Consider the following 24,471-nt stretch of genomic DNA (forward strand, 5'->3'; position numbering starts at 1 on the left):
TTGAATTCGAAAATAACCGAGTAAAAATTGACTAATTTTTAATTTTTGTTCAAAAACTTATGAGAATTCTAAAAAGTTTCTCAAATTAGCCCTTGCCCTCATTAATAATAAGAAAATGTATTTTTCTTAATCATTAAAATTGTTTAATTATGTTAATTCTTTACATTGCAACAGGTGCATTCCTGTTTGGAGGGGGAGTTTTACTAAGCTCTAGTTTAGTTCAGCAAACCAGCAGAAGGAGAATATATTAGTTCTTCTAAAAATTTAAAAAGTTTATCCCGTCCCAGTTTCTAAACCACCCCTGCAAATCCACTCTCTGAAAACTTCCCTGAACATTACAACAAGGCTATCACTTATACATCTACGTACCGAATTTATGGCAGGATTTTGTTCTGACCATAATTGACTTGAAAGATTATCATTGTTTGATGGATGCAGACTGTCATTATGAATTGTTATGCGTCTGAATGAGTTCATCAAATAATTGTTGCTTGTCTATGGGAACGACTCCGTTTCGTTCACAGACTTGTCCACCTGCAAGATTGGAAAGGTTTGCGATGACCGCAATGTCCAGATCGAGTGCCAGGCCTAATGCGGCTATGCTGATGACACTGTCACCCGCTCCGCACACGTCGGCAATGTCTCGCACGTAGGTCGGAACGATCAGCCCGCTTTTTTCGTCAGCAATGAAAAGTCCTTGTTCAGAAAGGGTAATAAGGCTAATGCTGTTCTCCAGTTGTTGCTTAATATATTCGGCTGTATGGATAAGTGAATCCAACGTTGTTTTAACTTCAAAGGAACATTGGTTCCTTATTTCCCGTAAATTGGGTTTAAACAGGGTAACCCCCCGATAGGCCCAGAAATTCCTGAACTTAGGATCTACAGCCGTTGGAATGGAATGTTTCCCGGCTAAAGCAATGACCTTTTCGATTACTCCAGGGGTCAATACTCCTTTGTTATAATCCTGGAATATAATCACGTGAATTTGCTCTTCCTCCAGAATCTGCTCTATTGACCCAGTCAATTGCTCTTCTTCAAAAGGTGTCAGATCAAAATTATCTTCCTGATCCACCCGCAATAATTGTTGACTACCCGCCATAACGCGCGTCTTAACAGTAGTCTTTCGTGAGTCGCTTTTTATGATTCCCCGAATGGGCAACCTGTTTTCAGGAAATAGTCCCAGAAAAACATCGGCATTGTCATCGGTTCCCACAATACTGCATAAAAAGGGTTTGGCTCCCAATGCACTAACGTTTAACGCCACATTGGCCGCCCCACCCAGACGATTATCCATGCTCTGCTGGAGCACTATAGGTACGGGTGCCTCAGGAGAGATGCGGTCTACCTGCCCTATAAGGTATCGATCAATCATTACGTCCCCTACAATTAATACATTAAGGTCATTGAATCGCTCAAAGAGCTGCTTTTCGTACATTGCCATCTTCTATTTTCTTTTTTTCTGATCCCCAACATATAACCCGGTCTCAAGGAATTCCAAAATTTTTTCAGTCGCGCCCCTGTTTTCCTCAATGAATGTTCTGGCGGCTTTAGCGGCGGAGGCGTATTGCTCAGGGTGCTGTAATTGTTCAAACCCTTTTTTTAATTCCCCATAATCCGCCACTGAAAATGCCCCTCCCCTTTCCTTCAATTCAACAGCCTCTCTGAACTTTGAATGATTGGGTCCAAAAAGAACAGGCAATGCAAACGTTGCCGGCTCCAGGATATTATGAATACCGACGCCAAATCCTCCTCCAATATAAGCGATGACACCATATTTATATACAGAGGCCAACATACCTATATTATCAAGGATCAACACCGTAGCATCCGTGTCAGGCATTTGCTCCAACTGTGAGTATCTGATCAATGGGAGGGAGAGTTTTTTCTCCAGGTTGTTCAGATGGGCATCTGTTATTTCGTGGGGGGCGATGATTACTTTCCATCCCACCGGCAGATCATTATTGAACAAGGGACATAAAATTTCTTCCCCTTTCGGCCAGGTGCTTCCTGCTATGAAAACTTTTGACCCGGCAACAAATTTTTCAATCTCAGGAAAAACCCTCGCATTCCTGGCGATATCCAGTACCCTGTCCACTCTTGTATCCCCTGCCCTGCTGGAATGGTGATAACCAATTTTTGCCAATAACTCCACCGACCTGCTGTCCTGCACAAAAACATGGGCGAATCCGTACAGGAGTTTCCTGAAAAGTTTCCCGTATGCTTTAAAGAAAACCTGGCCAGGTCTGAAAATGGCAGAGATCAGGAGATGGGGTACTTTATGGTGTTGTAAAACAGCAAGGTGATTGTACCAAAATTCATATTTTACAAAAATGGCCAGGTCCGGTTGGGCAATGCGGTAGAATTTTCGGGCATTAAAAGGAGTATCCAAAGGTAAAAAACAAACGTGGTCAGCATGCTCGTAATTTTTACGGATGTTGTAACCTGAGGGAGAAAAAAAAGTTAAAAGGATCTTTTTGTCGGGCCAGCGCTTTTTCATGGCTTCAATGACAGGCCTTCCCTGTTCGAACTCTCCAAGGGATGCGCAATGTACCCAGATGAGTTTCGCCGTTCCAATCCTTTCACGAAATGACTTTAGGTTTAAAAAGGTATCCTTCCTGCCCTGGATAAAGTCTTTTGCTTTAGTATTAAAAATCGAAGCTACCCGAAGGATCAGGGCAAAAACGTAAATACCTGTATTGTAGATTAAACTCACCTAATCGTATTTCTGATTTAAAATAGGATACCCGTGTAATAATTTTTTGTTTTGTCAATAAAAAATCTCCTCCGTTCCCTTTCCGAAATAAAAAGGAATAACCCAGGTCAGCCTGAAAGTGTAAAGGAGATCAAGGCGTTGCGTAGTATCCGCCGACATGGTATCAAAATTAATACTTCTGCGGTTTTGGGTTAATCCCTGGGTAAATTCAAATCCCGCCGTAAAATTGATCCTGCCGTCATTGCTCAAAATCTGGTAGCCAATATATTCATTAAATGCCAGCCCGTTCGTTAGCCGGTCATAACCTTTACGGTACTCCCCCAACAATTGAGGAACCTGTCTGACCGGATCATCCTGTATCCTAATTTTGTGTTGCAATAATCCCGCACCGGCCGTGAATCTTATGCCGGAACGATTTTCTTTTGCAGGAATCAAAAAGAGTTTCCCGGCAAGCAACCCGATATAAAAACCTCTTTCACGCAATTGGATATCAGCATAATTCCTGTCGTTGCCAATAATGGCTCCCTGCGGTGTCCTCAAGCTGGCCAGAACATCCTGTTTGACCAGGGTGCCGAAAAAATAATTGCCTTCTATCCCTACGATCCAGTTTTTTTCATGGGTAATCACATCTGCTCCCAACCCAACGGAGAGACTATTTCCAAACCGGTCCTGCAAATACCCCCCGGGCGTCTGAAACCCCATTGATACTTTGGCCAATAAAACATTGCCTTTATTTTCGGCATAGGCATCATACTGGGCATTTCCGCGAAAAAAGGTCAGGGTCAATAAAAAGAAGGCGAAGATTTTATACATCAGAATGAATTTTGTGACAAAGGTAAAATAATTGTTACTTTTTAGCATAGCCATTTTCAAGCCATACCCGGTACACCTCTCTTAATTTGAGCTTATTGCGAAAAACAAATAACAATTTAAAATTAAGGAGTTGCTCAAAAATCAGTCGATTCGTTTCCAAATGGTATATTTGCAGCTTAACACAACAACACCACAAGATGAAAAAAGTGCTCATCACCGGGGCAGCCGGTTTTTTAGGTTCCCACCTGTGCGATCGGTTCATAAAGGAAGGGTATCACGTAATTGGTATGGATAATTTGCTCACGGGCAGTCTCGATAATATCGATCATTTATTTCCGTTGGAACATTTCGAATTTTATCATAACGATGTCAGTAAATTTGTTCATGTTCCCGGAAAGCTGGATTACATCCTTCATTTCGCTTCGCCTGCCAGCCCGATCGACTATCTAAAGATGCCCATTCAAACCTTAAAGGTTGGTTCGCTGGGGACTCATAATTTGCTTGGCCTTGCCAAAGCGAAAAGTGCACGCATGCTGATTGCCTCTACTTCGGAAGTTTATGGAGATCCGCTCATTCACCCCCAACATGAGGATTATTGGGGCAACGTCAATCCCATTGGGCCCAGGGGAGTTTACGATGAAGCGAAGCGCTTCCAGGAAGCTATTACCATGGCTTACCATAATTACCACGGCCTTGAGACGCGTATCGTCAGGATTTTCAACACCTATGGACCACGCATGCGGGTCAATGACGGAAGAGCCTTGCCAGCCTTTTTTGCACAAGCCATCCGCGGCGAGGGCCTTACTGTTTTTGGGGATGGCAACCAAACCCGTTCCTTCTGTTATGTGGACGATCTGGTAGAAGGCATCTACAGGTTGCTCCTGAGTGACTACCATCTGCCGGTAAATATTGGCAACCCGGTAGAAATAACGGTCCATCAACTGGCGGAAGAGATCCTTGAACTCGTGGGTAATCCGAAAGCAAAGATCATTTACAAAGACCTTCCTGTGGATGATCCCAAGGTACGTCAGCCGGATATCAGGCGCGCTAAAGAAATTTTGGATTGGGCCCCCACGGTGACGCGTACCGAAGGATTGAAAAAAACTTATGAATATTTCAAAACCGTTGTCAAATAACCTTAGATGAATTTTAGAAAAAAATTACTCATCACCGGAGGCGCAGGATTTATCGGTTCTCACCTGGTTCGCCTGTTTGTCCAAAAACATCCAGATTACCAAATCGTCAACCTGGATAACCTTACCTATGCCGGGAATCTGGAAAACCTGAAAGATATAGAAAGTGCCCCAAATTACCGGTTCGTAAAAGCGGATATCACGGACAAGGAAGCCATGGATAAACTTTTTGACAAAGAGCAATTCGATGGAGTAATCCACCTGGCCGCCGAATCCCATGTCGATCGCTCCATCACAAACCCCATGGATTTTATCCTGACCAATATTGTGGGGACGGTTAATTTACTCAATGCAGCCAGGGATACGTGGAAGGATCTTTCCGGCAAATTGTTTTTCCATGTTTCCACCGATGAGGTTTACGGCAGTCTGGGGGCAACCGGCTTTTTTACAGAAGAAACGCCCTATGATCCCCGTTCTCCTTACTCGGCCTCAAAAGCGAGCTCCGACCACCTGGTCAGGGCTTATCACCATACTTATGGATTGCCGGTGGTTATTTCCAACTGTTCCAACAATTACGGGCCCTACCAGTTTCCTGAAAAACTGCTGCCCCTGATGATCAATAACATCAAACAAAACAAACCCTTGCCGATTTATGGAGATGGCAAGTACACTCGTGACTGGTTGTGGGTAGAAGATCATGCATCGGCGATCGAGCTGATTTTTCACGAAGGTAAAAGGGGGGAAACCTATAATATTGGCGGCAACAATGAATGGCAAAATTTAAGCCTGGTAGAAAACCTTTGTGAAATTATGGACCGCCTGCTCCAGCGGCCTGAAGGAACGTCCCGGCAACTGATCACTTTTGTCAAAGACAGACCAGGGCATGATCTCCGTTACGCTATAGATTCCTCAAAACTGCAAAAAGAACTGGGATGGACCCCAACGGTACAGGCTGAAGAGGGACTCCTGCGCACGGCCCAGTGGTACCTCGAAAATGAAATATGGATGAACCGGGTAACCTCTGGCGCTTACCAGGATTATTATAAGGAACAATACGGGTAAGTTTTCAGAAAATCGATTTTCAACTTCTAAAGTTAACCAGCTTAAAAACATCACAATGGAAGAATTAAATTTAATAGATGACACCTCCATGGAAGGAGGATTTAATGCAGAGATCAAAACCTATATGATGGAAACGGCCAAATGGGCGAAATTCATTGCCATCGTCAGTCTTGTTTTCGGAGGTTTGATGACTTTGGCGGCTATTTTTTCCGGCTCTGTCTTTGGCGCCCTGGCACAACAATCAGGCATTCCTTTTGGCATGGGGTTCATTGTTATCATTTATCTGGGTTCGGCAGCAATGATCATCATTCCCAATGTTTTCCTCCTGAATTTTGCGTCCAAAGCCATTACTTCCCTTCGGTCAGGAAATGAAACAGATTTAACCCTGGCTTTCCGAAATCTGAAATCCTACTATAAATTCATTGGCATTTTGACGGCTATTTTCATTGGGATTTATGCACTCATTCTCATTTTTGGAGTATTTGGCGGATTGCTTTATAGGCTTTAACCCATCTATATTACCATGCTTGGTAAGTAAGAGGACAAAATTGGGGGATAAGTTATTTAATTTGTCCTCTTACTGAATACTACTTTGTTACTTTTAGCATGTCAATTGTTTAAAGGAAATCAGCCCTCAAATTGATCATTATATTTCGTACCTGCCTGCTGCAGGTGAGGTACGGAATGTGTTGCTGAGTTTTTAAAGTGAAAAAGTGGTATGAAGTAGTTCAACCAAAACAATCTTCAAGGATTTTCATCCCGTACAATCTGGTGTAAATTACCTCAAAACCCACTACCTGCCTCCCCAATACCCCATCATCCAAACCAACAAAAACTGAAGGATCATACTGCCGTCCAAGGCTCCTGTGAAAAAATAATCATGTCGGGTCCTGTCGGCTTTCCATATCAGCACTGCCGTTAAAAATATGGCAATGAATAGGCCGGAAAAACCACTTAATTGGTAAACATGCCCAATATTCAAGGTTGCCAGCATAACCGCAATCAACAAACAGATGATCGACAGTTTTTTGGTGGCCGCCATCCCGATATAACCGGGAATGGTTTTTACGCCTGTATGGGCATCGATCTGATGATCCCGGATATCAAAAGGCAAGGTAATCGCAAACAGAAAAACCGCTCTTTCAACGACTAAGAGGATCAGCCAAATATTCCATTGAACTCCCGCTTCCAGTGCCGGCAATACCACGGTCACCCAGGACCAGGTTATGGCAATGAGAAAAATTTTCAGGAAATGAATATCCCTCAGCCTTTTGCCCGACCCTAAAACTGGCAGAACATATCCCAGGGAAATGATCCCGGTAAAGGCAAAATGAACCTGGAGCTGAAATTCAAGCCGAAAAAAGAACCAGGCACCGATCACTGCACTGGCCAAAGCATAAAGTATTATATGGTTTCGGAAACGGGCAATGACCCAATAACGTCCCTTGTCGGAGAAGGCTTTAAGCCTGGCCAAACCAGTCAGTCGATGCAAGGCGTACAATGCCAGGGTAGAAAATAAAATAAACCAATAGAGATCGGTCAAAACAACCTTTTGGACAAGCAACCACTGTGTCTGCAGCGCCATAGCCAGTGCACACCCAGCAATCCAAAGGTTGCTGTAAAGCAACAGGTTTATTATTTTTTTGATCAAAAATATTTAAAATTATGACCGTTTTCTATCTTTAATAACGTTTCATAAATGAGTTTGATTACATTTTCAACGTCTTCTTTATGAGCCATTTCGACGGTAGTATGCATATAACGCAACGGCAGTGAGATCAAAGCAGAAGGCACGCCTCCGTTGGAATAAGCAAAGGCATCCGTATCGGTGCCTGTCCGGCGGGAGGAAGCTTCTTTTTGCAAAGGAATCTCCTTTTCCTCCGCAGTATCGATGATCAGGTTCAGCAATTTGTTGTGCACAGCAGGTGCATAGGTTACGGAGGGCCCTTTACCGCTTTTGATGTTCCCGAGTTTTTTAATCTGCATCAAAGGCGTATTGGTATCGTGAGTGACGTCGGTAACAATAGCCACATGAGGTTTAATGGTATCCGCGATCATTTCAGCTCCCCTCAGCCCGACTTCTTCCTGAACCGCATTTACCAGGTATAATGAATAAGGCAATTCGGTCTTTTTTTCTTTTAACATGCGGGCCACCTCGGCAATACAAAACCCTCCTAACCTGTTATCCAGCGCACGCCCGACATAGTAGCGGTTGTTGAGTACATGGAATTCATCTTCATAAGTCACCACACAACCTACATGGATGCCCATTTCGGAAACTTCCTTTTCATTTTCGGCGCCCACGTCTATAAAAATATTTTCTATCTGAGGTTGTATTTTTGCATCCTCACCACTACGGGTGTGAATAGCCGGCCAGCCAAAAACACCTTTTACCATACCTTTTTTGGTATGAATATTGACTTTTTTGGAAGGAGCGATCAAATGATCCGAACCACCGTTCCTGATAACATTCAAAAATCCGTCATCCGTAATATAATGGACCATCCATGATATTTCGTCGGCATGGCCTTCAATAACCACACGAAAATCCTTCCCGGGATTGATGACACCATACGCTGTTCCGTAATTATCGAGATGCCATTCATCTATGTAGGGTTTGATATAATCAAGCCATAATTTTTGCCCTTCGGATTCATGACCGACAGGAGAAGCATTGTTGAGATATTCCTTGAGAAAAGCCTCTGATTTTTGTGTAATTATCGACATTGTTAAGTTGATTTCATCATTTTCAAGATTACGAATATATACCTTTTAAGGCAATTTAATAGCCTTTAATCCCTGAAAATGAGTATGTTTTTATAGCACTTTCAAACTTCGGGAACTTGTCACCGTTTTAAATAATAATATGCTTCCTCAGACCTTCCACAGCTCTGGCGCCTTGCGCCAGTCATTCAAAACAGCCTTTTCGGATTCAGAAATGTACTGTTCTTTTGCGGCTTCGTCCAACAAAGCTTCATAATTACTCAGGGTCGTAAAAGGACAGTTGGCTTCTTCAAAAGCCCTATCAGCCTTTTCGAATCCATAGGTAAATATAGCCATTACTCCACTTACTTCAATATTTTCCTGTCTCAAAGCTTCCACTGCGGTCAAAACGCTGCCCCCGGTAGAGATAAGATCCTCGATCACCAGGGCCCTGTCTCCACTATTGACTTTGCCTTCAATTTGGTTTTGCCTTCCGTGCGCTTTGGCTTTTGAACGAACATAAATAAAAGGAAGCCCCATTTTTTCGGCAACCAGGGCTCCGTGCGGAATCCCTGCTGTGGCTACGCCTACGACAACATCAATGGGTCCGAAAGCTTTGGCCTTTTCCACAAAGGCTTCCACCACTGCCTTCCTTATGTCAGGGTAGGAAAGAATCATCCTGTTGTCACAGTAAATGGGCGATTTCATTCCGGAAGCCCAGGTGAAGGGGTTTTGCGGACTCAATTTAATTGCATTAATTTGCAATAATTTCGATGCGATATTGGAAGCAATGCTCATATTGATTGATTATTCCACTCCGGTTAATTGCCGGGGTACTCATAAAAATTGCCAGCAAATGTACAAAATCTACATAAATGATACACCATTAGTTTTAATGGATGCCCGGGAAGTTCAAAATATTCCAAAGGCGGATGACAAAAATATGGTAGCCCGGTATCCCGGAAGCCATAGAATGCTGCTCAATTACATCGATATGCTGGAAAAGACCCGTCGCTTCGATTCGGTCACTTTATACCATGAAAATTACGACAAACTCGTTGAGGATTTCAAAAGACACTACAAAATTATCGAAGCAGCGGGAGGCCTGGTATTAAATGCTGAAAACAAAATGTTGTTCATTTTCAGAATGGACTCCTGGGATTTACCTAAAGGCAAGATAGAGAAAGGCGAAGACCCTCCCACCGCAGCGGTCAGGGAAGTCCAGGAGGAAACCGGCATCGGGGAAATTGAAATTACCGGATCTGCCGGGCAAACCTGGCACACTTATCGTTCGGGGAAAGGCAATAGAATTCTTAAATGCACCCACTGGTATTTGATGAAAACTCCCGAATTCGATTTAACCCCCCAGAAAGAAGAAGACATTGAAATGGCCGAATGGATTGATCCGACAGAATTTCTTCATTCTGACAAAATCGCCTATAAAAGCATCAACGATATCATCGAAAAAAATCTGGAAACCATTTAATTTAACGCCCAACGAACATGTACTTTTTTCAAAATTACCGGTTTTCTTTACCCGCTTTGGCAAAAATAGGATGGATTTTCTTCACCGCTTTTGTTATTCAGCCCTTACATGCCCAGGACAACCCCAAAACCATTTTCGAACTGTTCCACCTAAAAAAAGGAGGATGTTCTTTTGAATCGCTTTTTGAAGAAGAGGAGGTGATCCGCGAGATTGGAGACGACATTCCGATCCCCTATCCAGGAAAAGTGGAAGCACCCACCTCCCGGGAAGAGCTTTCCCTGATTTTGAAGGAATTTAAAAAGGTAACGGCCAATATCGATGATGGGTTCGCCAACAGGCAGGTTGTCCTCAAAAACGGTAACTCCTGTTTTAAAAAAGATGAAAAGTGGGGCCTGAAAAGTGAGGAAGGTAAAATCCTGCTCAAGCCACAATTTGACTATATTTTCAGCGACACCCTGGTCGGAGGTTTTTTAGGTTATACAAACGGAAAGTGCAATTATTACGATGAAAAAGGAAAACCGCTGCTCCGTGAAAATTATTACCATATAAGTCCCTTGGATCGAAATGCTTTTGTGGTTCGTACCCTTGAGGGAGTAGGCCTGATTGTCAATGGGGAAATGGTTGTGGAACCTGATAAGGAAACCATCCAAAGGCTTACCAGTGGAAATACTATTTATTACAAAATTAAATCGGCGCGAAAAGGTGAATACCTGCTGCTCAATGATTTTCAGACAGAGGTTCCTTTTCCGGCCTGGGAAACGGCCTGGTTTTCCGGCGAAGATTATATCGTTTTCCGAAATAATATCCTCGACCTCAAAAACAAAAGAGCCCTTATCTGCGAAGAGGATTATGTTTTTGAATTGCTCGATGAGGATCAAAAAATGGCTTCCATCCAAAGATCCGGAGACCGCGAAGTTCACCTTATCGATCTCGCGGGAAACCTCCTCTCCCAACAGGTTTTTGCCTACCTCGGCAAATTTTCTGAAAACGGTATTGCCATGGCGGCCATCCGCAATCCTGGCCAGGGACGATACCAGCTTTTCGGACTGATAGACCGCACGGGGCAATGGGTTTTACCGCCAACCTATAATAACATTTTCGATATTGACGACTATTGGGTCATCCAGGATACGGAATACAAAACAGGGGTTCTGGATGGAAAAGGTAAAGTGCTGCTTCCCCGGGAATACAGTTTTGTCGCCCAACTTGAAGGGCCGCAAGTGATGGTCACCAAAAATACAAATGAAGGGAACGTTTTAAAAAAGGAAAGCCGGGTCATCAACCTTGAAACGGGAGTGACCCTGAAAGACGGGCTGGATTATTCTATGTTGAGAGTATTTTCCCTCTGCGGGAAAAAATTCTACCTGGCATCTGTCCAAAATGGCGAACAGGCCCTTGATGAATCCTTTCGTCCCGTGACACCGGTACATCAGCGGTTGCTTGTTTCCCAGGGGTACCTCATCGGGGCCGGAGTCAACAATCAAAAAAGGCGAAGAGAAAAGGTGCTTTACGACTGTGAAGGAAATGTGATTTCTTTTAATATTAATGGCCATAAGGTCGATACCCTATCCGAATTCAACCGTCTGGAAGATGGCATGCTGTACGTTACCCTGTTGGACAACAGCAATTACCTGATCACCACAAAAGATGCTCCCAAAGCACTGGATCCATATATCAATTCGTTTGCCAAAGCCAATTTTGGGGACTTTTATATTGTCAATTCATTCAGGATCAGTCGTACGGGCATGATGGACGCAAAGGGCAATATGGTTTTACCCTACAAATTTGAATTTTTAAGCCCCTTTGAAGCCGATACCCGGATGGCCGTTTTCAAAACACCGGACAATAAATCAGGATTGATCACCACTAAAGGAGACTTACTTATGGAAGACCTTTATGACAGTATTAATTACCTCGGTTTTGGACTTTATGCTGTTCAAAAAGACAAAAAATTCGGCCTCGTCGACAAAAGCGGGAGAGAAATATTGCCGATCGAATACAGTTACATTTATCAAACCAAGGGAATGGTACGGGCATCAAAAGGTAAATATTTTGAATTGTATGACACCATGGGGAATCGAGTGAAATGATATCAAAAAAGACCTCCTGAATGAATTCAATGACTTTTTTTGTGACTTTCGCAATCGCTACGACAATTTTCTGTCCAAAATCCAAAAACATCAAAAGATAGTCTTCGAACAGCATAATTTTCTTCCTGATTTCCAGGATTCCAATTGAATAAAACCCAAAGAAAAATCCTAATTAAACAACCCGTTCTATCTAAACACCCCCAACAAGAGCCTGGTTAATTTTTTTTTGAAAAAAATTCCTTTTCACACAATAAAAACCCTTTGATTTCGGTTAACATAGAACTACGGCGGAAAGTACGCTAAAGTAATTGCGAAATTTTATATTGACAGACATAAACACACTCCTTCTTACCAAATAAAATTTCTGACTACATACCCTTTCGGAACAATAATTTGAATTATTGCCAAAAACCCACAAAGCATCCTACAAATTAAGCAATTCACAAAAAAAACCTGTACATTTGCAGCCGTTAATCCCATTTACATTAAAAATTAAACTCTGTCATGCAAAAAAAATTCGTTTTTCTGGCTTTCCTGCTTAGCCTTGGGTTTACACAAATTGGTCTTGGTCAAAGTTCTTCTTTAACTTCAGATGCGATCAACCCTTCCTCCGTTGAAAAGTCTTTCGAAGTGAATGAAGACTGGTCGTTTTATTCAGATGAAGAGAACAAATTGTTCTACATTGATTTTGAAAACATTTCCGCCAATCTTAGCGATATCATCGTTAAAAATGCCGATGGAAAAGTTTTGTTCAAAGAAGATGTCTTCGATCTTCCCGTTAACACCATTTACGAATTGGATCTGAGCGGGTATGCGGCCGGCAATTATGAAATTGAATTACGTTCCTTTACCAATGTAATGAGAAAGTCCTTCAAAATAAAATAAGCAGAAAAACCTTTCCGGTAAAAAAGCCGCTCATCTTGAAAGATGAGCGGCTTTTTTATTGGGATTAACTCAAAAAAAACCTTCTTATTTAGAATTAATCAAAAAAAGGAGTCAAAATCAAATTTTTTCCTAACCATTGTTTTACTTTTGTTGTTCAAATAAACAAAACACAAAAATGAGTATTGAAACTTCCGTTATCATAAAAACACTGGCAAAAGTAATTGACCCGGGTTCCGGACAAGACCTGATCACTATGAGTATGGTGAGGGATCTTGCCATTGAGGGAAAAAAAGTAAGCTTTGTAGTGGAAGTCCGTAAACTGGATAACGATAAAAAGCAACAACTCAACTTTGCTTGTATAGAAGCAATCCAGCAGGTATATCCTGATGCTGATGTTCATGTACACATGGCAGGACAGGGCCAACAGGCTCCACCACAACCGGGCATGCAACAGAATTTCGGCCCTCCTAACCCGCTTCCACAAGTCAAAAATGTAATCGCCATTGCTTCCGGAAAAGGAGGTGTTGGAAAATCTACTGTTGCTGTCAACCTCGCACTAGCGCTCAAAGCCACAGGCGCAAAGGTCGGATTGATCGATGCTGACCTTTACGGCCCTTCCATTCCTACGATGATGGGACTGAAAGGAGAAAGGCCAAAAATTCAGGATGTTTACGGCTCGCCCAAGATCATCCCGTTAGAAGCTTACGGCATTCCGGTCATTTCCATAGGCTTTATTGTTGAACCTGAGCAAGCCGTAGTTTTGCGCGGCCCGAGACTGGCAGGAATCCTGGGCCAGTTTATCAATGATTGTATATGGCCGGAGTTGGATTACCTCATGATCGACCTTCCTCCGGGAACCGGTGACATCCAACTAACGCTCGTTCAAAGTGTTCCTGTTACCGGAGCTATCATGGTGACCACCCCTCAGGAAGTAGCGGTAGCGGATGCCATCAAAGCGCTGAACATGTTTCTCAATCCGACGATTAATGTGCCTATTTTAGGAGTGGTCGAAAATATGTCATGGTTTACCCCTGAAGAATTACCCAATAATCAATACAAAATCTTTGGTGAAGGGGGAGGTCAAAAACTGGCAGAATTTGGTAAAACCAAGTTATTGGGGCAAGTTCCGATCGTAATGGGCGTAAGAACCGGTGGCGATAACGGAAAACCCGTCGTAATGGAAAATAATAACCCCGCTGCAGAGGCTTTCAAGTTGATCGCCCAAAATGTGGTCGACCAGGTGGCATGGAGGAATAAAACCCAGGATCCAACGGAGATGGTGAAGATCACCACGCAATAAACAGGAGACGGTGGACGGTCGGCAATTTTGGAAAAAATTAATTAAATATCATTCATATGCAAATCACTGAAAGGCAGGAATTACGGGAACGAGTGAATCACGCACTCGATACAGTTCGCCCACACCTTGCCATTGATGGCGGAGATGTGGAAATTGTTGAGGTTACGGACGATTTTGTCGTGAAGATCAAATGGCTCGGCAACTGCCAGGGCTGCAACATGTCCGAAATGACTTTGCGTGCCGGATTGGAACAAGCCATTAAAAACAGCATACCGGAAATCAGGTCGGTTGAAGAATGGAGTGAGGAGGGGTAGTTGCTGGTTGCTGGTTATAAACAATAAACGTCCGGAATGACAAGAGCAGGATTATTTGAACAGATAAAATTAAAGCGCAGTTATCTCTGCGTTGGGCTGGATACCGATTTGAACAAAATTCCCAAACATTTGCTCAAATTTGAAGATCCGGTTTTTGAATTCAATAAAGCCATCATTGACGCCACCAAAGATCTTTGTGTAGCCTACAAACCCAACATAGCTTTTTATGAAGCTTTGGGGCCAAAGGGCTGGTTATCTTTGGAAAAAACCCTGGAATATATTCCTTCCTCTCACTTCACCATTGCCGATGCCAAACGCGGCGATATAGGCAACACCTCCAAATTATACGCCAGGGCTTTTTTTGAAAACATGAGCTTTGACTCGGTTACAGTGGCTCCGTATATGGGAGAAGATTCCGTGATGCCTTTTCTCGAATTTGAAGGCAAATGGGTGATCCTGCTGGCTTTGACCTCCAATAAAGGCAGCGATGATTTTCAATTTCTCCAAAACAGTACCGATCAAAAGCCTCTTTATGAAAAGGTGATGCGCAAAGCCATGGAATGGAGCAGCGCGGAAAACCTCATGTTCGTCACCGGAGCCACACATCCGGAAAAATTTAAGGAATTACGAAGCATTGCGCCTGGCCACTTTTTCCTGGTACCTGGCATCGGGGCCCAGGGAGGCGATCTGCAGGCCGTCAGCGAATATGGCATGAATGATCATATCGGTTTACTGGTCAATTCCTCCCGCGGCATCATTTATGCCGGACAGGGAGAGGATTTTGCTGAAAAAGCACAGGAGGCCGCTAAAGAGGTGCAGGGGCAGATGGAAGAAATCCTCCGGACAAAATTCAGTCTCTGATATGAAAATCACCTGGTTGCTGCTTTTTATATCCTTAGGTTTATACGGCCAGCCATCAGCCCTCCCCCTTTCACCGAAACGCGATTCCTCTCATTTTTCACGAAAAATGATTATCCCTGTTGCGTTAATGGTTACAGGAATCATGACCAGCAATAGTCCATTTGAAAAATCACTTCATACTGATATTCGAAATGCAGTAGGCAATGATTTTGATTTGGGAATAGACGATTACTTTCAATATGCCCCCATCGCTGAAATGTATTTGGCAGATATTTGGGGGGCAAAATCTAAAAACCACTGGTTTGATCAAACCAAAAATTTATTGCTTGCAGATTTAATTACGGGAACCCTGGTTTTTTCTATAAAGAAAATTACGGCCAAAAGAAGACCGAATGGAGCTGATCTTTCATTTCCTTCCGGGCATACTACCTTTGCGTTTGCCAATGCAGGAGTTTTGTACCACGAATTTAAAGACAATCACCCTATCCTCGCCTACAGCGGTTTTGCATTCTCGACGACTACCGGCCTTTTTAGAATGTTGAATGACAAACACTGGCTATCCGACGTATTGTTCGGAGCAGGACTTGGACTTTGCATCCCCATTTTAATCTATCACTTTGAACCCTTAAAAAACTGGAATCCTTTTCATAAAAAAGTCAATCTGATCCTTCAATCCAAAATAAAAAATAAAGGGTATGAGTTTTACCTTTGCTATCAATTCTAAGCAGGATTAAAATGGGTTGAAATTTGAGTCTCAACAAATGATTATTTCAGTTGATGAATTAAAAGTTAATGGCGAAAAAGAAATTAGGATCAGCTTAAATGAAGGAGTGACTTTAATTGATTTCGTTGTGATAAGATATCCCCTCCACAAAAGAATCTGGTTCGGGATAAAAAGGTTTTTTACCTGGCGGAAATAAAATCCCAACAGTTATTCAAACAATTATACTCGCCGCAAATAAAAGAAGGCACAAAGAAAAAATCTTCGTGCCTTCTTTTATTTGCGGCAATTATATACTACTTAAAAGCTTACGCTTCAAAGGAAGTACCACATCCACAGGTGGACTTCGCATTCGGATTGTTGAACGAGAACCCTCTGTTATTCAGTCCCTCCACCCAATCAATCTCCATGCCCATCAAATACAAGGCGTGTGCTTTTTGCATAAAAACGGTAAATCCACCTATTTCAAAAATATCATCTCCTTCCTGCGGGGCATCAAATCCCAAAATGTACGAAAAGCCGGAACAGCCCCCACCTTTTACCCCCACACGTAAACCGTGGCCTGCAGGAATGTCCTGCTCTTCGAAAATATGCTTCAGTTGGACAATTGCTGATTCGGTAATGACTACAGGAGCCGTTGTTGTGGTATTTTCAGTGCTCATTACAATCTTTTTTTATTACTTTTTATGTCTTGGATCTTAAACTAACGGAAAAATATAAATTAAAACTGATAATCTACAAATTTCAAACTCACTTTTTTTAAACCAATTAATTAACAGATAGTTGCACTTACTTACAATTATTTTGGCAACAAAGACTAAATTTACGTTTTCAATCTAGATTCAAATATGGAAACAGTTTTAGAGATCATCAAATTGACGGTTCCGGCCCTCATCGTTTTTTTAACGGTTTATTATTTACTTAAAAAGTTTATTGAGGGGCAGGAAAGAATGAAAATGCTGGAGATCAAGGAAAAGCAACAACAAACTTCCACCCCGATGCGATTGCAGGCCTACGAGCGACTTTCCTTGTTTTGCGAAAGGATAAGCATTCAGAGCCTGGTACTCCGGTTGAATAAAAACGGCCTGAGTGCCGCTGAATTTCAAATTTCCTTACTCCTGGCCATACAGCAGGAATACGAGCATAATATCACCCAGCAGGTTTATGTATCCGAAAAACTTTGGAGCATCATCAAAATGGCCAAAGACGATGCCGTCAATTTCGTCAGCCTCGTCGCGGAATCCGTTGATCCAAAAGCCAATGCAATGGATTTAGCCAACTCGCTGATGGACTACCAGGGGAAACGACCTACAAGCGGGCAGGATCAGGCCCTTATTGCCATAAAAAAGGAAGCCTCCCTGATTTTTTAATCAAAGTATTATGAAAGCCATCATCATTGACGACAATCCAAAGGCCATAATCAGCTTACAACAGGATCTCGCTGATTATTGTCCGGAGGTGGAAATCATAGGAACTGCTGAAGGAGTCGTCAGTGGGGTTAAATTACTAAAGACCTCCCCTCCTGACGTATTGTTTCTCGATATCCAGTTGCAGGATGGCAGCGGTTTCGACGTACTTGAAATTTTACCGGAAATCAACTTTGGCGTTATTTTTACCACGTCTTCTGATGCTTTTGCCATTAAAGCCTTCAGGCTTGCCGCCATTGACTATTTGCTAAAACCCATCGATCCGGAACAACTACAGGAGGCGGTGCAACGAGCACAGGTCTTTTCGGGAAACCGAAAAGAAAGCCTTGAAATGATCAAGGGAAGCATGCAACAAGGCACTTTGCCTCAACACATTGCCCTGCATACCCAGGATAAAATTCAATTGATCAAAATAGACGAGATCATCCGGTGCGAGGCAAATGGAAATTATACCACTTTTTACTTCGAGCAAGGTAATTCCCTGCTGGTTACGAAGACCCTCAAAGAGTTTGACCAAACCCTGACCCCTCAACATTTTCTTCGTGTACACCAGTCTCACCTCATCAATAGTCGTAAAATAAAAGCCTTTGTGAAAACCGATGGCGGATACATCGTCATGCAGGATGGAGCCAAAATATCGGTTTCCGTAAGAAAACGCACTGCCGTAATGAGATTTTTGGAAGGCATCTGACAATTACAAATTACATTAAAGGTGAAATATGGATATACTTACCTATTTTTGTATTTACTAACCTTCACCCTCACTGCAAAATATCCCCAATAAATTTTAGCATCGAAACTATTTACTTTAATCTTCAATCCTTGTGATATGTCAAAAAAAATATCAATCACAATTATTCTTGCCGTTATTTTTTTCCCTTTTTGCTCTTTCGGACAAGCGGCGGCCGCGCTGTGGTTAGAAAAAGCTGAAGCGACCATTCCCCTTATGGGAAATAAAGTGATCAATCCATTGGTGTACCGAACGACGGAAACGGATACCACCTTTTTAAAAAATACCATTTTTCAAGCCCCTCATGAATCAGCCATAAATGTTAAAAATAGTGGAACCATTCTCACTGTCCCCTTACCCGATGGCACCAGTGAGGATTTTCGTATCGTGCTTTATGATATGATGGAACCTGGTCTGTACGAAAGATTTCCAGAAATAAAGACGGGTTATGGTGTAAGCACGGGCAAATCAAAATCCACCATCCGATTCGACTGGACCTATCGGGGATTTCATGCCTTCATCCGGAACCACGGGAATACCGTTTTTATCGACCCTTACAGTTTCGGAGATAAAGTCAATTACGTGTCGTATTATTCAAAAGACTACCCCGCACCGGCAGAACCTTTTGTCTGTCACGTTGAAGGTCCTGTTATTTCGATAGAAGATTCACCCGCCCCGGTAGAGAAAGCTGGCGATTGTATTTTTCGTTCTTATCGTCTGGCGATGGCTACTACCGGTCAATATTCCAATTACCATGGAGCTACGAGTGCCGCCCAGGCGAACCTTGTGCTTTCGGCCGTGACCACCACGATGAACCGCGTCAATGGTGTTTATGAGCAGGATGCTACCATTCGAATGATTCTCATTGCCAATACAGATGATGTATTCTATTATAGTGGGGTTACGGATCCTTATACCAATAATAGCGGGAGCACAATGCTCGGTGAAAATCAAACTAACCTTAATGCAGTCATTGGTTCCTCCAATTACGATATCGGGCACGTGTTCAGCACTGGAGGTGGAGGTATTGCCCAGCTAAACTCTCCGTGTACCAACTCAAAAGCCAAAGGGGTGACCGGTTCTTCCAACCCGGTTGGTGACCCGTTCGATATAGATTATGTGGCACATGAGATGGGCCACCAGTGGGGCGCCAATCATACCCAGAATAACAACTGCAACCGCCACAATTCAACCGCCATGGAACCTGGAAGTGCCTCCACCATCATGGGATATGCGGGTATTTGTTCCCCCGACATCCAGGCACATAGTGATGCGTACTTCCACGGCATCAGCATTCAGGAAATGGCTAATTTTATCGTCAATGGGAACGGAAATAATTGCGATGTTCCACTCGCCTTCAGCAATACAGGCCCGTCGGTATCGGCAGGATCCAATTATACTATTCCTGTTTCTACTCCTTTTGTACTGACCGCTGTAGGCACCGACCCACAAAATGATCCGATAACCTATTGCTGGGAACAATGGGACAATGAGGTGAATAATACCATGCCTCCTAATGGTTTTAATACGCAGGGGCCGGTATTCCGTTCTTTTGACCCCGTTCCTGCCCCTGAACGTTATTTCCCAAGACTTCCCGATCTGGTCAATAATATTACTCCCACATGGGAAGTATTACCCGCGGTGTCAAGAACAATGGAATTCCGGGTGACCGCCCGTGATTTTAACGGTACTGCCGGATGTACCGATACGGATAATATGTTTGTGACGACTAATATTGCCGCCGGGCCTTTTGTGGTGAATATCCCAAGTTTACCGGTGACCTGGACGGAAGGACAAACAGAAACCGTAACCTGGGATGTAGCTGGCACAACCTCCTTCCCTGTCAGCTGCGCCAATGTTGACATTTTACTTTCTTACGACGGAGGATACACTTATCCTGTAACCCTGGCTTCAGGAGTACCTAATAATGGCAGTGCCAATATTACTGTTCCTACCGGTACCTCCATTACGGCCCGGGTCATGGTAATCTGCTCCGACAATATCTTTTTTGATATTTCCAATAATAATTTCACCATTCAGCAGGCAACTGTTCCCGATTATGGGGTTGCCGTAAGCCCGGACGATATTACCGTGTGCGGAAATGAAATTGCCGTTTATACCATTGATGTGGCTTCCTTAGTTGGATACAGTAGCCCGGTAATCTTGTCGGTCTCCAATTTACCTGCTGGAGCCTCAGCCAGTTTTAGCCCTAACCCTGTTATTCCCGGCAATTCGACTACGATGACTATCAGCAACCTTAATTTGGCAGCAGGTGGAAATTATACCCTTACGATCAACGCCAACAGTATCGCAGGTTCAAAATCTGTAGATGTTAAGTTGAATTTACTTTCGTTGCCGGAAACCATTTCACTTATGATTCCGGGAAACAACGAAACAGATGTTGATCTTTCTCCAACCTTGAATTGGCTTTCTGATGTTTCAGCCAGCTATTATCAGGTTCAGGTCGCAACCGACCCGGGGTTCAATAGTATCATCATCGATGATAGTTCTTTAGGCACGAGTTATACTATCCAAATTGAATTAATGCCCAATACTACCTATTACTGGAGAGTTAAGGGATTTAATGATCATTGTGAAGGTCCTTGGTCAGGTACCCTGGCCTTCATCACCTTACCCTGTTCGTTCTTTTCCAATTTGAATGACTTGACGATTCCAAGCATTGGAACGGTAAACTCCATTTTCAATATTACCCATTCTGGAACGGTCACGGATGTAAATGTTGACCATATAACCGGCACCCACTCCTATGTCGGGGATCTTACTTTATCCCTTATCGCTCCCGACAATACTCAGGTAACTTTATTCAGCGGCATTTGCGGAAGTGCCGATGATTTCAACCTGGGATTTGACGACCAATCCAGCCTTTTTAATATCCCTTGTCCGCCTACCAACGGCGTCATTTACCAGCCGCTGGGCAACCTCTCCGATTTCATTGGAACGGAATTGAACGGAAACTGGACTTTGAGGATCGTTGACCAGTCATCCGGTGATGGCGGGCAACTCAACGAATGGGAGTTGCGTGTTTGTGCCACCAATTCTACCCTTTTGCCGGTGGAGCTGACTGAATTTAATGCCAAACCTTTGCAGCAGACCATTATGCTCAACTGGGCCACTGCCTCAGAATTTAACAATACTGGTTTTGAGATCGAACGCCGGTCGGAATTTGAGACGGATTTTAATGCCATCGGTTGGGTCAACAGTCTGGGCAACATTGAACAAGGAACCAATAATTATTCCTTCGAAGATGCCAGGGCAATCCCGGGCGTCCTCTACTACTATCGTTTAAGACAAATTGACTTTGATGACAAAGAAAGTTACTCAGGTATTAAAAGTGCGATCATTCAAGGAGAGGAAAATACCTACCTTGTATTCCCAAACCCGGTAAACAATACGCTCTATATCCATTGTACCGGATCATTCTCTCCTGGAACGGTTATTACCCTTACCGATGCGAGGGGAAGCAAGATAAAAGTGACCAAAATGCAGGATTACCAGACAGCCATAAATATGGAGCTTCTCCCTGCAGGAATTTATTTTCTACATGTGGATAGCGAAAGCCAGCATTGGGTCAGGAAAGTATTTAAGTAATGGAAAAACAATAAATAAGCAATCTTCATTTTCCATTTAACCTACATAAACATGAGTTCATCCCGAATTTTGCCGACCGGCAAAGTTTGGGATTTTTTTTCAATAAATTGATTGTCAGACAATTATAACTTTTTAAGTTTTTTTTAAATTTGAAACAGGTTACATTCAACTCTTTCAGAGTTGGTTTTTGTCCCTTTTTTGGCAGTATTTCATACTGCGTTATTGATATTTATCCCCATTCGGGGATAAATTTAATCTTCTTTTTAAAAATTAACTCTATTCTTAATCCATTTCCCGAAGGGAATCAAACAAAAACAATCTCAACTCTACCTGGCGTCGCCGGAAGACAGGTCTGAAGGAGTTGAATATATTGCAGGTAAATATTGTTAATATATTTTCAGCATCCATTTGAATTAAAAAATTCGGGATATTTTATGTTTCTTTTTTGCCTTTTTAACCGCTTTTTTTATCGCTCAGTATTCAAATTTGCCCTGATCCAGTCCATCTCCAGGTCTCTTTTCTGCTTCAAATCTTCAATGGTGTAACGGATGGGCACATCGGGCATCACTCCCCTACCCTCATCCTGGATCAATTGATAATCAAGCCAGTAAAAAGGAATCCTGACCTGAATACCTGTATTGGACAGTTTAACGGTAGTATAATAAAGTCCATTGTTGCCGGCGGCCCCCCCTCCTGATTCTTCGCCTATGACGACGGCCTCTTTTTTGTATTTCAACAAAGAAGCCAAATAACTGCTGGAAGAAGCCGAATAGCCGTTTGTGAGCAGATAAACCTCCCCGTCAAAATTATTTTTCTTTGAAACCCTGACCTTAAATTCTTTAATTTTCAGGCCATCCCTTTGATATTTTTTTCTACATTCAAGTCCCCTTTTCATGGAAAAAAGTAAGAAATGGAATTTTGACAAAGCATTAGAATATTTAAAGGTGGGAGCTTGCTTCCGTTCCAGCAAAATGACGAAATTTTCATCCAAAATATGCCGAAGCACCATATTGGCATCGTTAATACTACCTCCAAGATTATCCCGTACATCAATGACAAGGCGAGAGGTTCCCTTTTCCTGAAGCGTCTCAAAAATATCCCTATAGAATTTCCTGGTTTTCCACTTATATGGGTTAAAGGAATTAATTTTTAAAAGTGCCCATTGTTCCTCTTCGCTAAAAAAATGATTCTTGACGGAGTAGTCCCATTTCTTTTCATTTTCAGCTTCTTTTGGGGCAGAGGCTGCTGATTGAGCAGGCAACTTTGGGATAACTGTTATTGTGGTATCCGTTCCGTTCATTAAAAACGTAAATTGAACAAGGCTGTCTGTATCAAAATAACTCTGGTATAACTTACTAAAATTAGCCCCCCGGCTCAAAAGGCGCGTCATAAAAGTAGTATTATAACCATCCGAAGGATGATATTGCATGAGTTTGCCCAATAGTGTTTTAGTCTCATAATCATCCATACCCAGAATTTTTTGCCACTCATATTCATGAAAGGTATCCAGAGGTGCTCTGGCAGTCCAAAGGTTTTCTCCGTCTGTAAAAAATTCAAATGGAAGGATTCGGGGACGGGGAGTCCCTTTATGGGGCTTTTGAAGCTTTCTCCGGGCATCTGTATGAATACAACCGACTGAGGTCAGTATTTTATTAATTTCCTGTTCAAAAGCCAGTAGAGACATTCCACTTCCCGCAATGGTCTCCAGCGTTGCAAAAAGATGGTCGATGGAATCACGGGAATTATACCTGAAAGGGCTGGGATGAATTTCATACAGCGCCTGCTGAAGGTATCGGGTATCTTCAAGCAAAGCCTCCCCATTGAATGGCTGAGTTTGGGCAATGCTCAAAACAGGCAAAAGCAAAAGGGGCATTACCCTAAAAAGCAGAAATTTCATAACTATTATTAAAATGAAACCGTTCCTTGAATTACTCTTTTTCGGAACCTGGCGGCAAATGGATTTTTCCAGGGGTGAAATTCCCAAAAAAATAACTTTTTACCAAATGTAAACCGTTTTTCCCAAGCCTGCCTGATTCCTTCTCAACACCACCTGGTAACCGCTTTGTTGCAGGTACTGGGTAATGGCATTTGAAATGGAAACAGGGACATCGGATCCGGCATCAATGGTTATCTCTGGAGCAGAGGTGGAGCCTGAACCGGTAGTGAACTGAAACATTCCGCTGGGCAAAACACCTGCCAGGGTACTTTTGATCCCGCTTTTTAATGCGTCATAATTTGAAAGGCCTGAATTAATTTTTATGGTATAAGTATTTTGGCTATTGGCATAACCGGAAGTACTGTCTGTACCGGGATTGGCAAAGATTTTGGGGGAACTTTTCTCAAAAGAACCGGAAGTTGTTCCACAGGATTGACAAATGATAAAGAGGCCTAAAATAAAAATGATCCGTTTCATTGGGTTATTGTTTTTAAGTTTGATCAAATTTGAATTCATTTGGTTACCCCTCTCCCTTTATTTTAAGATGCTTTATATAGCTAAAAACCAGTGCCTTAGGTTTTTGTCCATTGAAAAACGAATTATCCGACCAAAAATTGGATATATTTTTAAGAACCAGCAAATTATCTATGTGTTACACCAACTATGTTTCCTTGCATTTTGTACTTTT

22 protein-coding genes are annotated in these 24,471 nt (G+C 42.6%); 13 read left to right on the top strand and 9 right to left on the bottom strand.

Translation table 11 applies throughout. The annotated features are described in order from the left end of the window. Positions 1-445 precede the first annotated feature (445 nt). Genes H6571_06865 through H6571_06875 form a run of 3 tightly spaced genes read right to left on the bottom strand, consistent with a single transcriptional unit; the run spans position 446 to position 3,526 of the window. A complete protein-coding gene (locus H6571_06865) occupies positions 446-1,435 on the bottom strand; it encodes a carbohydrate kinase (protein ID MCB9323447.1) in 990 nt (329 codons plus the stop codon). A 9-nt stretch (positions 1,436-1,444) separates the two neighbouring features. Then, positions 1,445-2,713 carry a 3-deoxy-D-manno-octulosonic acid transferase gene (locus H6571_06870; protein MCB9323448.1) on the bottom strand — a complete coding sequence of 423 codons (1,269 nt, stop codon included), beginning with the start codon at positions 2,711-2,713 and terminating at the stop codon, positions 1,445-1,447. A gap of 54 nt (positions 2,714-2,767) precedes the next feature. After that, positions 2,768-3,526, bottom strand: coding sequence for a hypothetical protein (locus H6571_06875; protein MCB9323449.1), 759 nt, complete (start codon positions 3,524-3,526; stop codon positions 2,768-2,770). Between the two features lie 197 nt (positions 3,527-3,723). On the opposite strand from H6571_06875, the gene H6571_06880 reads away from it, so the two are divergent. The 3 genes from H6571_06880 to H6571_06890 are packed head-to-tail and all read left to right on the top strand — an operon-like array spanning position 3,724 to position 6,229. Next, positions 3,724-4,662 carry an SDR family oxidoreductase gene (locus tag H6571_06880; GenBank protein ID MCB9323450.1) on the top strand — a complete coding sequence of 313 codons (939 nt, stop codon included), beginning with the start codon at positions 3,724-3,726 and terminating at the stop codon, positions 4,660-4,662. A gap of 6 nt (positions 4,663-4,668) precedes the next feature. Next, positions 4,669-5,721, top strand: coding sequence for a dTDP-glucose 4,6-dehydratase (gene rfbB / locus H6571_06885; protein ID MCB9323451.1), 1,053 nt, complete (start codon positions 4,669-4,671; stop codon positions 5,719-5,721). A gap of 55 nt (positions 5,722-5,776) precedes the next feature. Next, entirely contained in the window at positions 5,777-6,229 is a 453-nt protein-coding gene (locus tag H6571_06890; protein MCB9323452.1) for a hypothetical protein, read from the top strand. A 285-nt stretch (positions 6,230-6,514) separates the two neighbouring features. On the opposite strand, the gene H6571_06895 is transcribed toward H6571_06890, so the two are convergent. The 3 genes from H6571_06895 to H6571_06905 all read right to left on the bottom strand — a co-directional run bounded on the left by H6571_06895 (position 6,515) and on the right by H6571_06905 (position 9,216). Continuing rightward, entirely contained in the window at positions 6,515-7,372 is an 858-nt protein-coding gene (locus tag H6571_06895; protein ID MCB9323453.1) for a UbiA family prenyltransferase, read from the bottom strand. After that, complete coding sequence (locus H6571_06900; protein ID MCB9323454.1) at positions 7,369-8,448, bottom strand: M42 family metallopeptidase; 1,080 nt, start codon at positions 8,446-8,448, stop codon at positions 7,369-7,371. Before H6571_06900 ends, H6571_06895 begins: the two co-directional genes overlap by 4 nt. A 147-nt stretch (positions 8,449-8,595) precedes the next feature. Next, complete coding sequence (locus tag H6571_06905; protein ID MCB9323455.1) at positions 8,596-9,216, bottom strand: orotate phosphoribosyltransferase; 621 nt, start codon at positions 9,214-9,216, stop codon at positions 8,596-8,598. A 64-nt stretch (positions 9,217-9,280) separates the two neighbouring features. Here H6571_06905 and H6571_06910 point away from each other — a divergent pair, with 64 nt between their 5' ends. From H6571_06910 to H6571_06940, 7 genes are all read left to right on the top strand, one after another. Then, on the top strand, positions 9,281-9,910 hold the full coding sequence (locus tag H6571_06910) for an NUDIX hydrolase (GenBank protein MCB9323456.1): 630 nt from the start codon (positions 9,281-9,283) through the stop codon (positions 9,908-9,910). A 17-nt stretch (positions 9,911-9,927) separates the two neighbouring features. Next, on the top strand, positions 9,928-12,000 hold the full coding sequence (locus H6571_06915) for a WG repeat-containing protein (GenBank protein MCB9323457.1): 2,073 nt from the start codon (positions 9,928-9,930) through the stop codon (positions 11,998-12,000). A gap of 504 nt (positions 12,001-12,504) precedes the next feature. After that, positions 12,505-12,885: a DUF3244 domain-containing protein gene (locus tag H6571_06920; GenBank protein ID MCB9323458.1), complete on the top strand. Its 381-nt coding sequence runs from the start codon at positions 12,505-12,507 to the stop codon at positions 12,883-12,885. 175 nt (positions 12,886-13,060) lie between these two features. Then, positions 13,061-14,185: an Mrp/NBP35 family ATP-binding protein gene (locus H6571_06925; GenBank protein ID MCB9323459.1), complete on the top strand. Its 1,125-nt coding sequence runs from the start codon at positions 13,061-13,063 to the stop codon at positions 14,183-14,185. 56 nt (positions 14,186-14,241) lie between these two features. Beyond that, entirely contained in the window at positions 14,242-14,499 is a 258-nt protein-coding gene (locus H6571_06930) for a NifU family protein (GenBank protein ID MCB9323460.1), read from the top strand. A gap of 36 nt (positions 14,500-14,535) precedes the next feature. Further along, a complete protein-coding gene (pyrF, locus tag H6571_06935) occupies positions 14,536-15,360 on the top strand; it encodes an orotidine-5'-phosphate decarboxylase (protein MCB9323461.1) in 825 nt (274 codons plus the stop codon). A gap of 1 nt (position 15,361) precedes the next feature. Beyond that, entirely contained in the window at positions 15,362-16,084 is a 723-nt protein-coding gene (locus tag H6571_06940; protein MCB9323462.1) for a phosphatase PAP2 family protein, read from the top strand. Positions 16,085-16,389: 305 nt separating this feature from the next. Here the strand turns inward: H6571_06940 and H6571_06945 are convergent, their stop codons facing one another. Continuing rightward, entirely contained in the window at positions 16,390-16,743 is a 354-nt protein-coding gene (locus H6571_06945) for an iron-sulfur cluster assembly accessory protein (protein MCB9323463.1), read from the bottom strand. Between the two features lie 186 nt (positions 16,744-16,929). On the opposite strand from H6571_06945, the gene H6571_06950 reads away from it, so the two are divergent. The 3 genes from H6571_06950 (at position 16,930) to H6571_06960 (ending at position 21,847) form a co-directional block, all read left to right on the top strand. Further along, positions 16,930-17,451 carry a hypothetical protein gene (locus tag H6571_06950; protein ID MCB9323464.1) on the top strand — a complete coding sequence of 174 codons (522 nt, stop codon included), beginning with the start codon at positions 16,930-16,932 and terminating at the stop codon, positions 17,449-17,451. 10 nt (positions 17,452-17,461) lie between these two features. Beyond that, positions 17,462-18,199, top strand: a complete 738-nt coding sequence (locus H6571_06955) for a response regulator transcription factor (GenBank protein MCB9323465.1) — start codon at positions 17,462-17,464, stop codon at positions 18,197-18,199. A gap of 138 nt (positions 18,200-18,337) precedes the next feature. Then, positions 18,338-21,847, top strand: a complete 3,510-nt coding sequence (locus tag H6571_06960; GenBank protein MCB9323466.1) for a proprotein convertase P-domain-containing protein — start codon at positions 18,338-18,340, stop codon at positions 21,845-21,847. A 466-nt stretch (positions 21,848-22,313) separates the two neighbouring features. Here the strand turns inward: H6571_06960 and H6571_06965 are convergent, their stop codons facing one another. After that, the gene (locus H6571_06965) at positions 22,314-23,744 is read right to left on the bottom strand and encodes a hypothetical protein (protein MCB9323467.1); all 1,431 of its coding nucleotides are present in this window, start codon (positions 23,742-23,744) and stop codon (positions 22,314-22,316) included. Positions 23,745-23,843: 99 nt separating this feature from the next. Then, on the bottom strand, positions 23,844-24,260 hold the full coding sequence (locus H6571_06970) for a hypothetical protein (GenBank protein MCB9323468.1): 417 nt from the start codon (positions 24,258-24,260) through the stop codon (positions 23,844-23,846). Between the last annotated feature and the right edge of the window lie 211 nt (positions 24,261-24,471).

The organism is Lewinellaceae bacterium (genome assembly GCA_020636105.1).
Lineage (GTDB): Bacteria > Bacteroidota > Bacteroidia > Chitinophagales > Saprospiraceae > BCD1.

Bases quoted from the DNA above. Each gene is read 5' to 3' on its own strand.
- H6571_06865 (MCB9323447.1), bottom strand. From the start codon at position 1,435: ATGTACGAAAAGCAGCTCTTTGAGCGATTCAATGACCTTAATGTATTA.
- H6571_06875 (MCB9323449.1), bottom strand. From the start codon at position 3,526: ATGTATAAAATCTTCGCCTTCTTTTTATTGACCCTGACCTTTTTTCGC.
- H6571_06880 (MCB9323450.1), top strand. From the start codon at position 3,724: ATGAAAAAAGTGCTCATCACCGGGGCAGCCGGTTTTTTAGGTTCCCAC.
- rfbB (MCB9323451.1), top strand. From the start codon at position 4,669: ATGAATTTTAGAAAAAAATTACTCATCACCGGAGGCGCAGGATTTATC.
- H6571_06890 (MCB9323452.1), top strand. From the start codon at position 5,777: ATGGAAGAATTAAATTTAATAGATGACACCTCCATGGAAGGAGGATTT.
- H6571_06900 (MCB9323454.1), bottom strand. From the start codon at position 8,448: ATGTCGATAATTACACAAAAATCAGAGGCTTTTCTCAAGGAATATCTC.
- H6571_06910 (MCB9323456.1), top strand. From the start codon at position 9,281: ATGTACAAAATCTACATAAATGATACACCATTAGTTTTAATGGATGCC.
- H6571_06915 (MCB9323457.1), top strand. From the start codon at position 9,928: ATGTACTTTTTTCAAAATTACCGGTTTTCTTTACCCGCTTTGGCAAAA.
- H6571_06920 (MCB9323458.1), top strand. From the start codon at position 12,505: ATGCAAAAAAAATTCGTTTTTCTGGCTTTCCTGCTTAGCCTTGGGTTT.
- H6571_06925 (MCB9323459.1), top strand. From the start codon at position 13,061: ATGAGTATTGAAACTTCCGTTATCATAAAAACACTGGCAAAAGTAATT.
- H6571_06930 (MCB9323460.1), top strand. From the start codon at position 14,242: ATGCAAATCACTGAAAGGCAGGAATTACGGGAACGAGTGAATCACGCA.
- pyrF (MCB9323461.1), top strand. From the start codon at position 14,536: ATGACAAGAGCAGGATTATTTGAACAGATAAAATTAAAGCGCAGTTAT.
- H6571_06940 (MCB9323462.1), top strand. From the start codon at position 15,362: ATGAAAATCACCTGGTTGCTGCTTTTTATATCCTTAGGTTTATACGGC.
- H6571_06945 (MCB9323463.1), bottom strand. From the start codon at position 16,743: ATGAGCACTGAAAATACCACAACAACGGCTCCTGTAGTCATTACCGAA.
- H6571_06950 (MCB9323464.1), top strand. From the start codon at position 16,930: ATGGAAACAGTTTTAGAGATCATCAAATTGACGGTTCCGGCCCTCATC.
- H6571_06955 (MCB9323465.1), top strand. From the start codon at position 17,462: ATGAAAGCCATCATCATTGACGACAATCCAAAGGCCATAATCAGCTTA.
- H6571_06960 (MCB9323466.1), top strand. From the start codon at position 18,338: ATGTCAAAAAAAATATCAATCACAATTATTCTTGCCGTTATTTTTTTC.
- H6571_06965 (MCB9323467.1), bottom strand. From the start codon at position 23,744: ATGAAATTTCTGCTTTTTAGGGTAATGCCCCTTTTGCTTTTGCCTGTT.
- H6571_06970 (MCB9323468.1), bottom strand. From the start codon at position 24,260: ATGAAACGGATCATTTTTATTTTAGGCCTCTTTATCATTTGTCAATCC.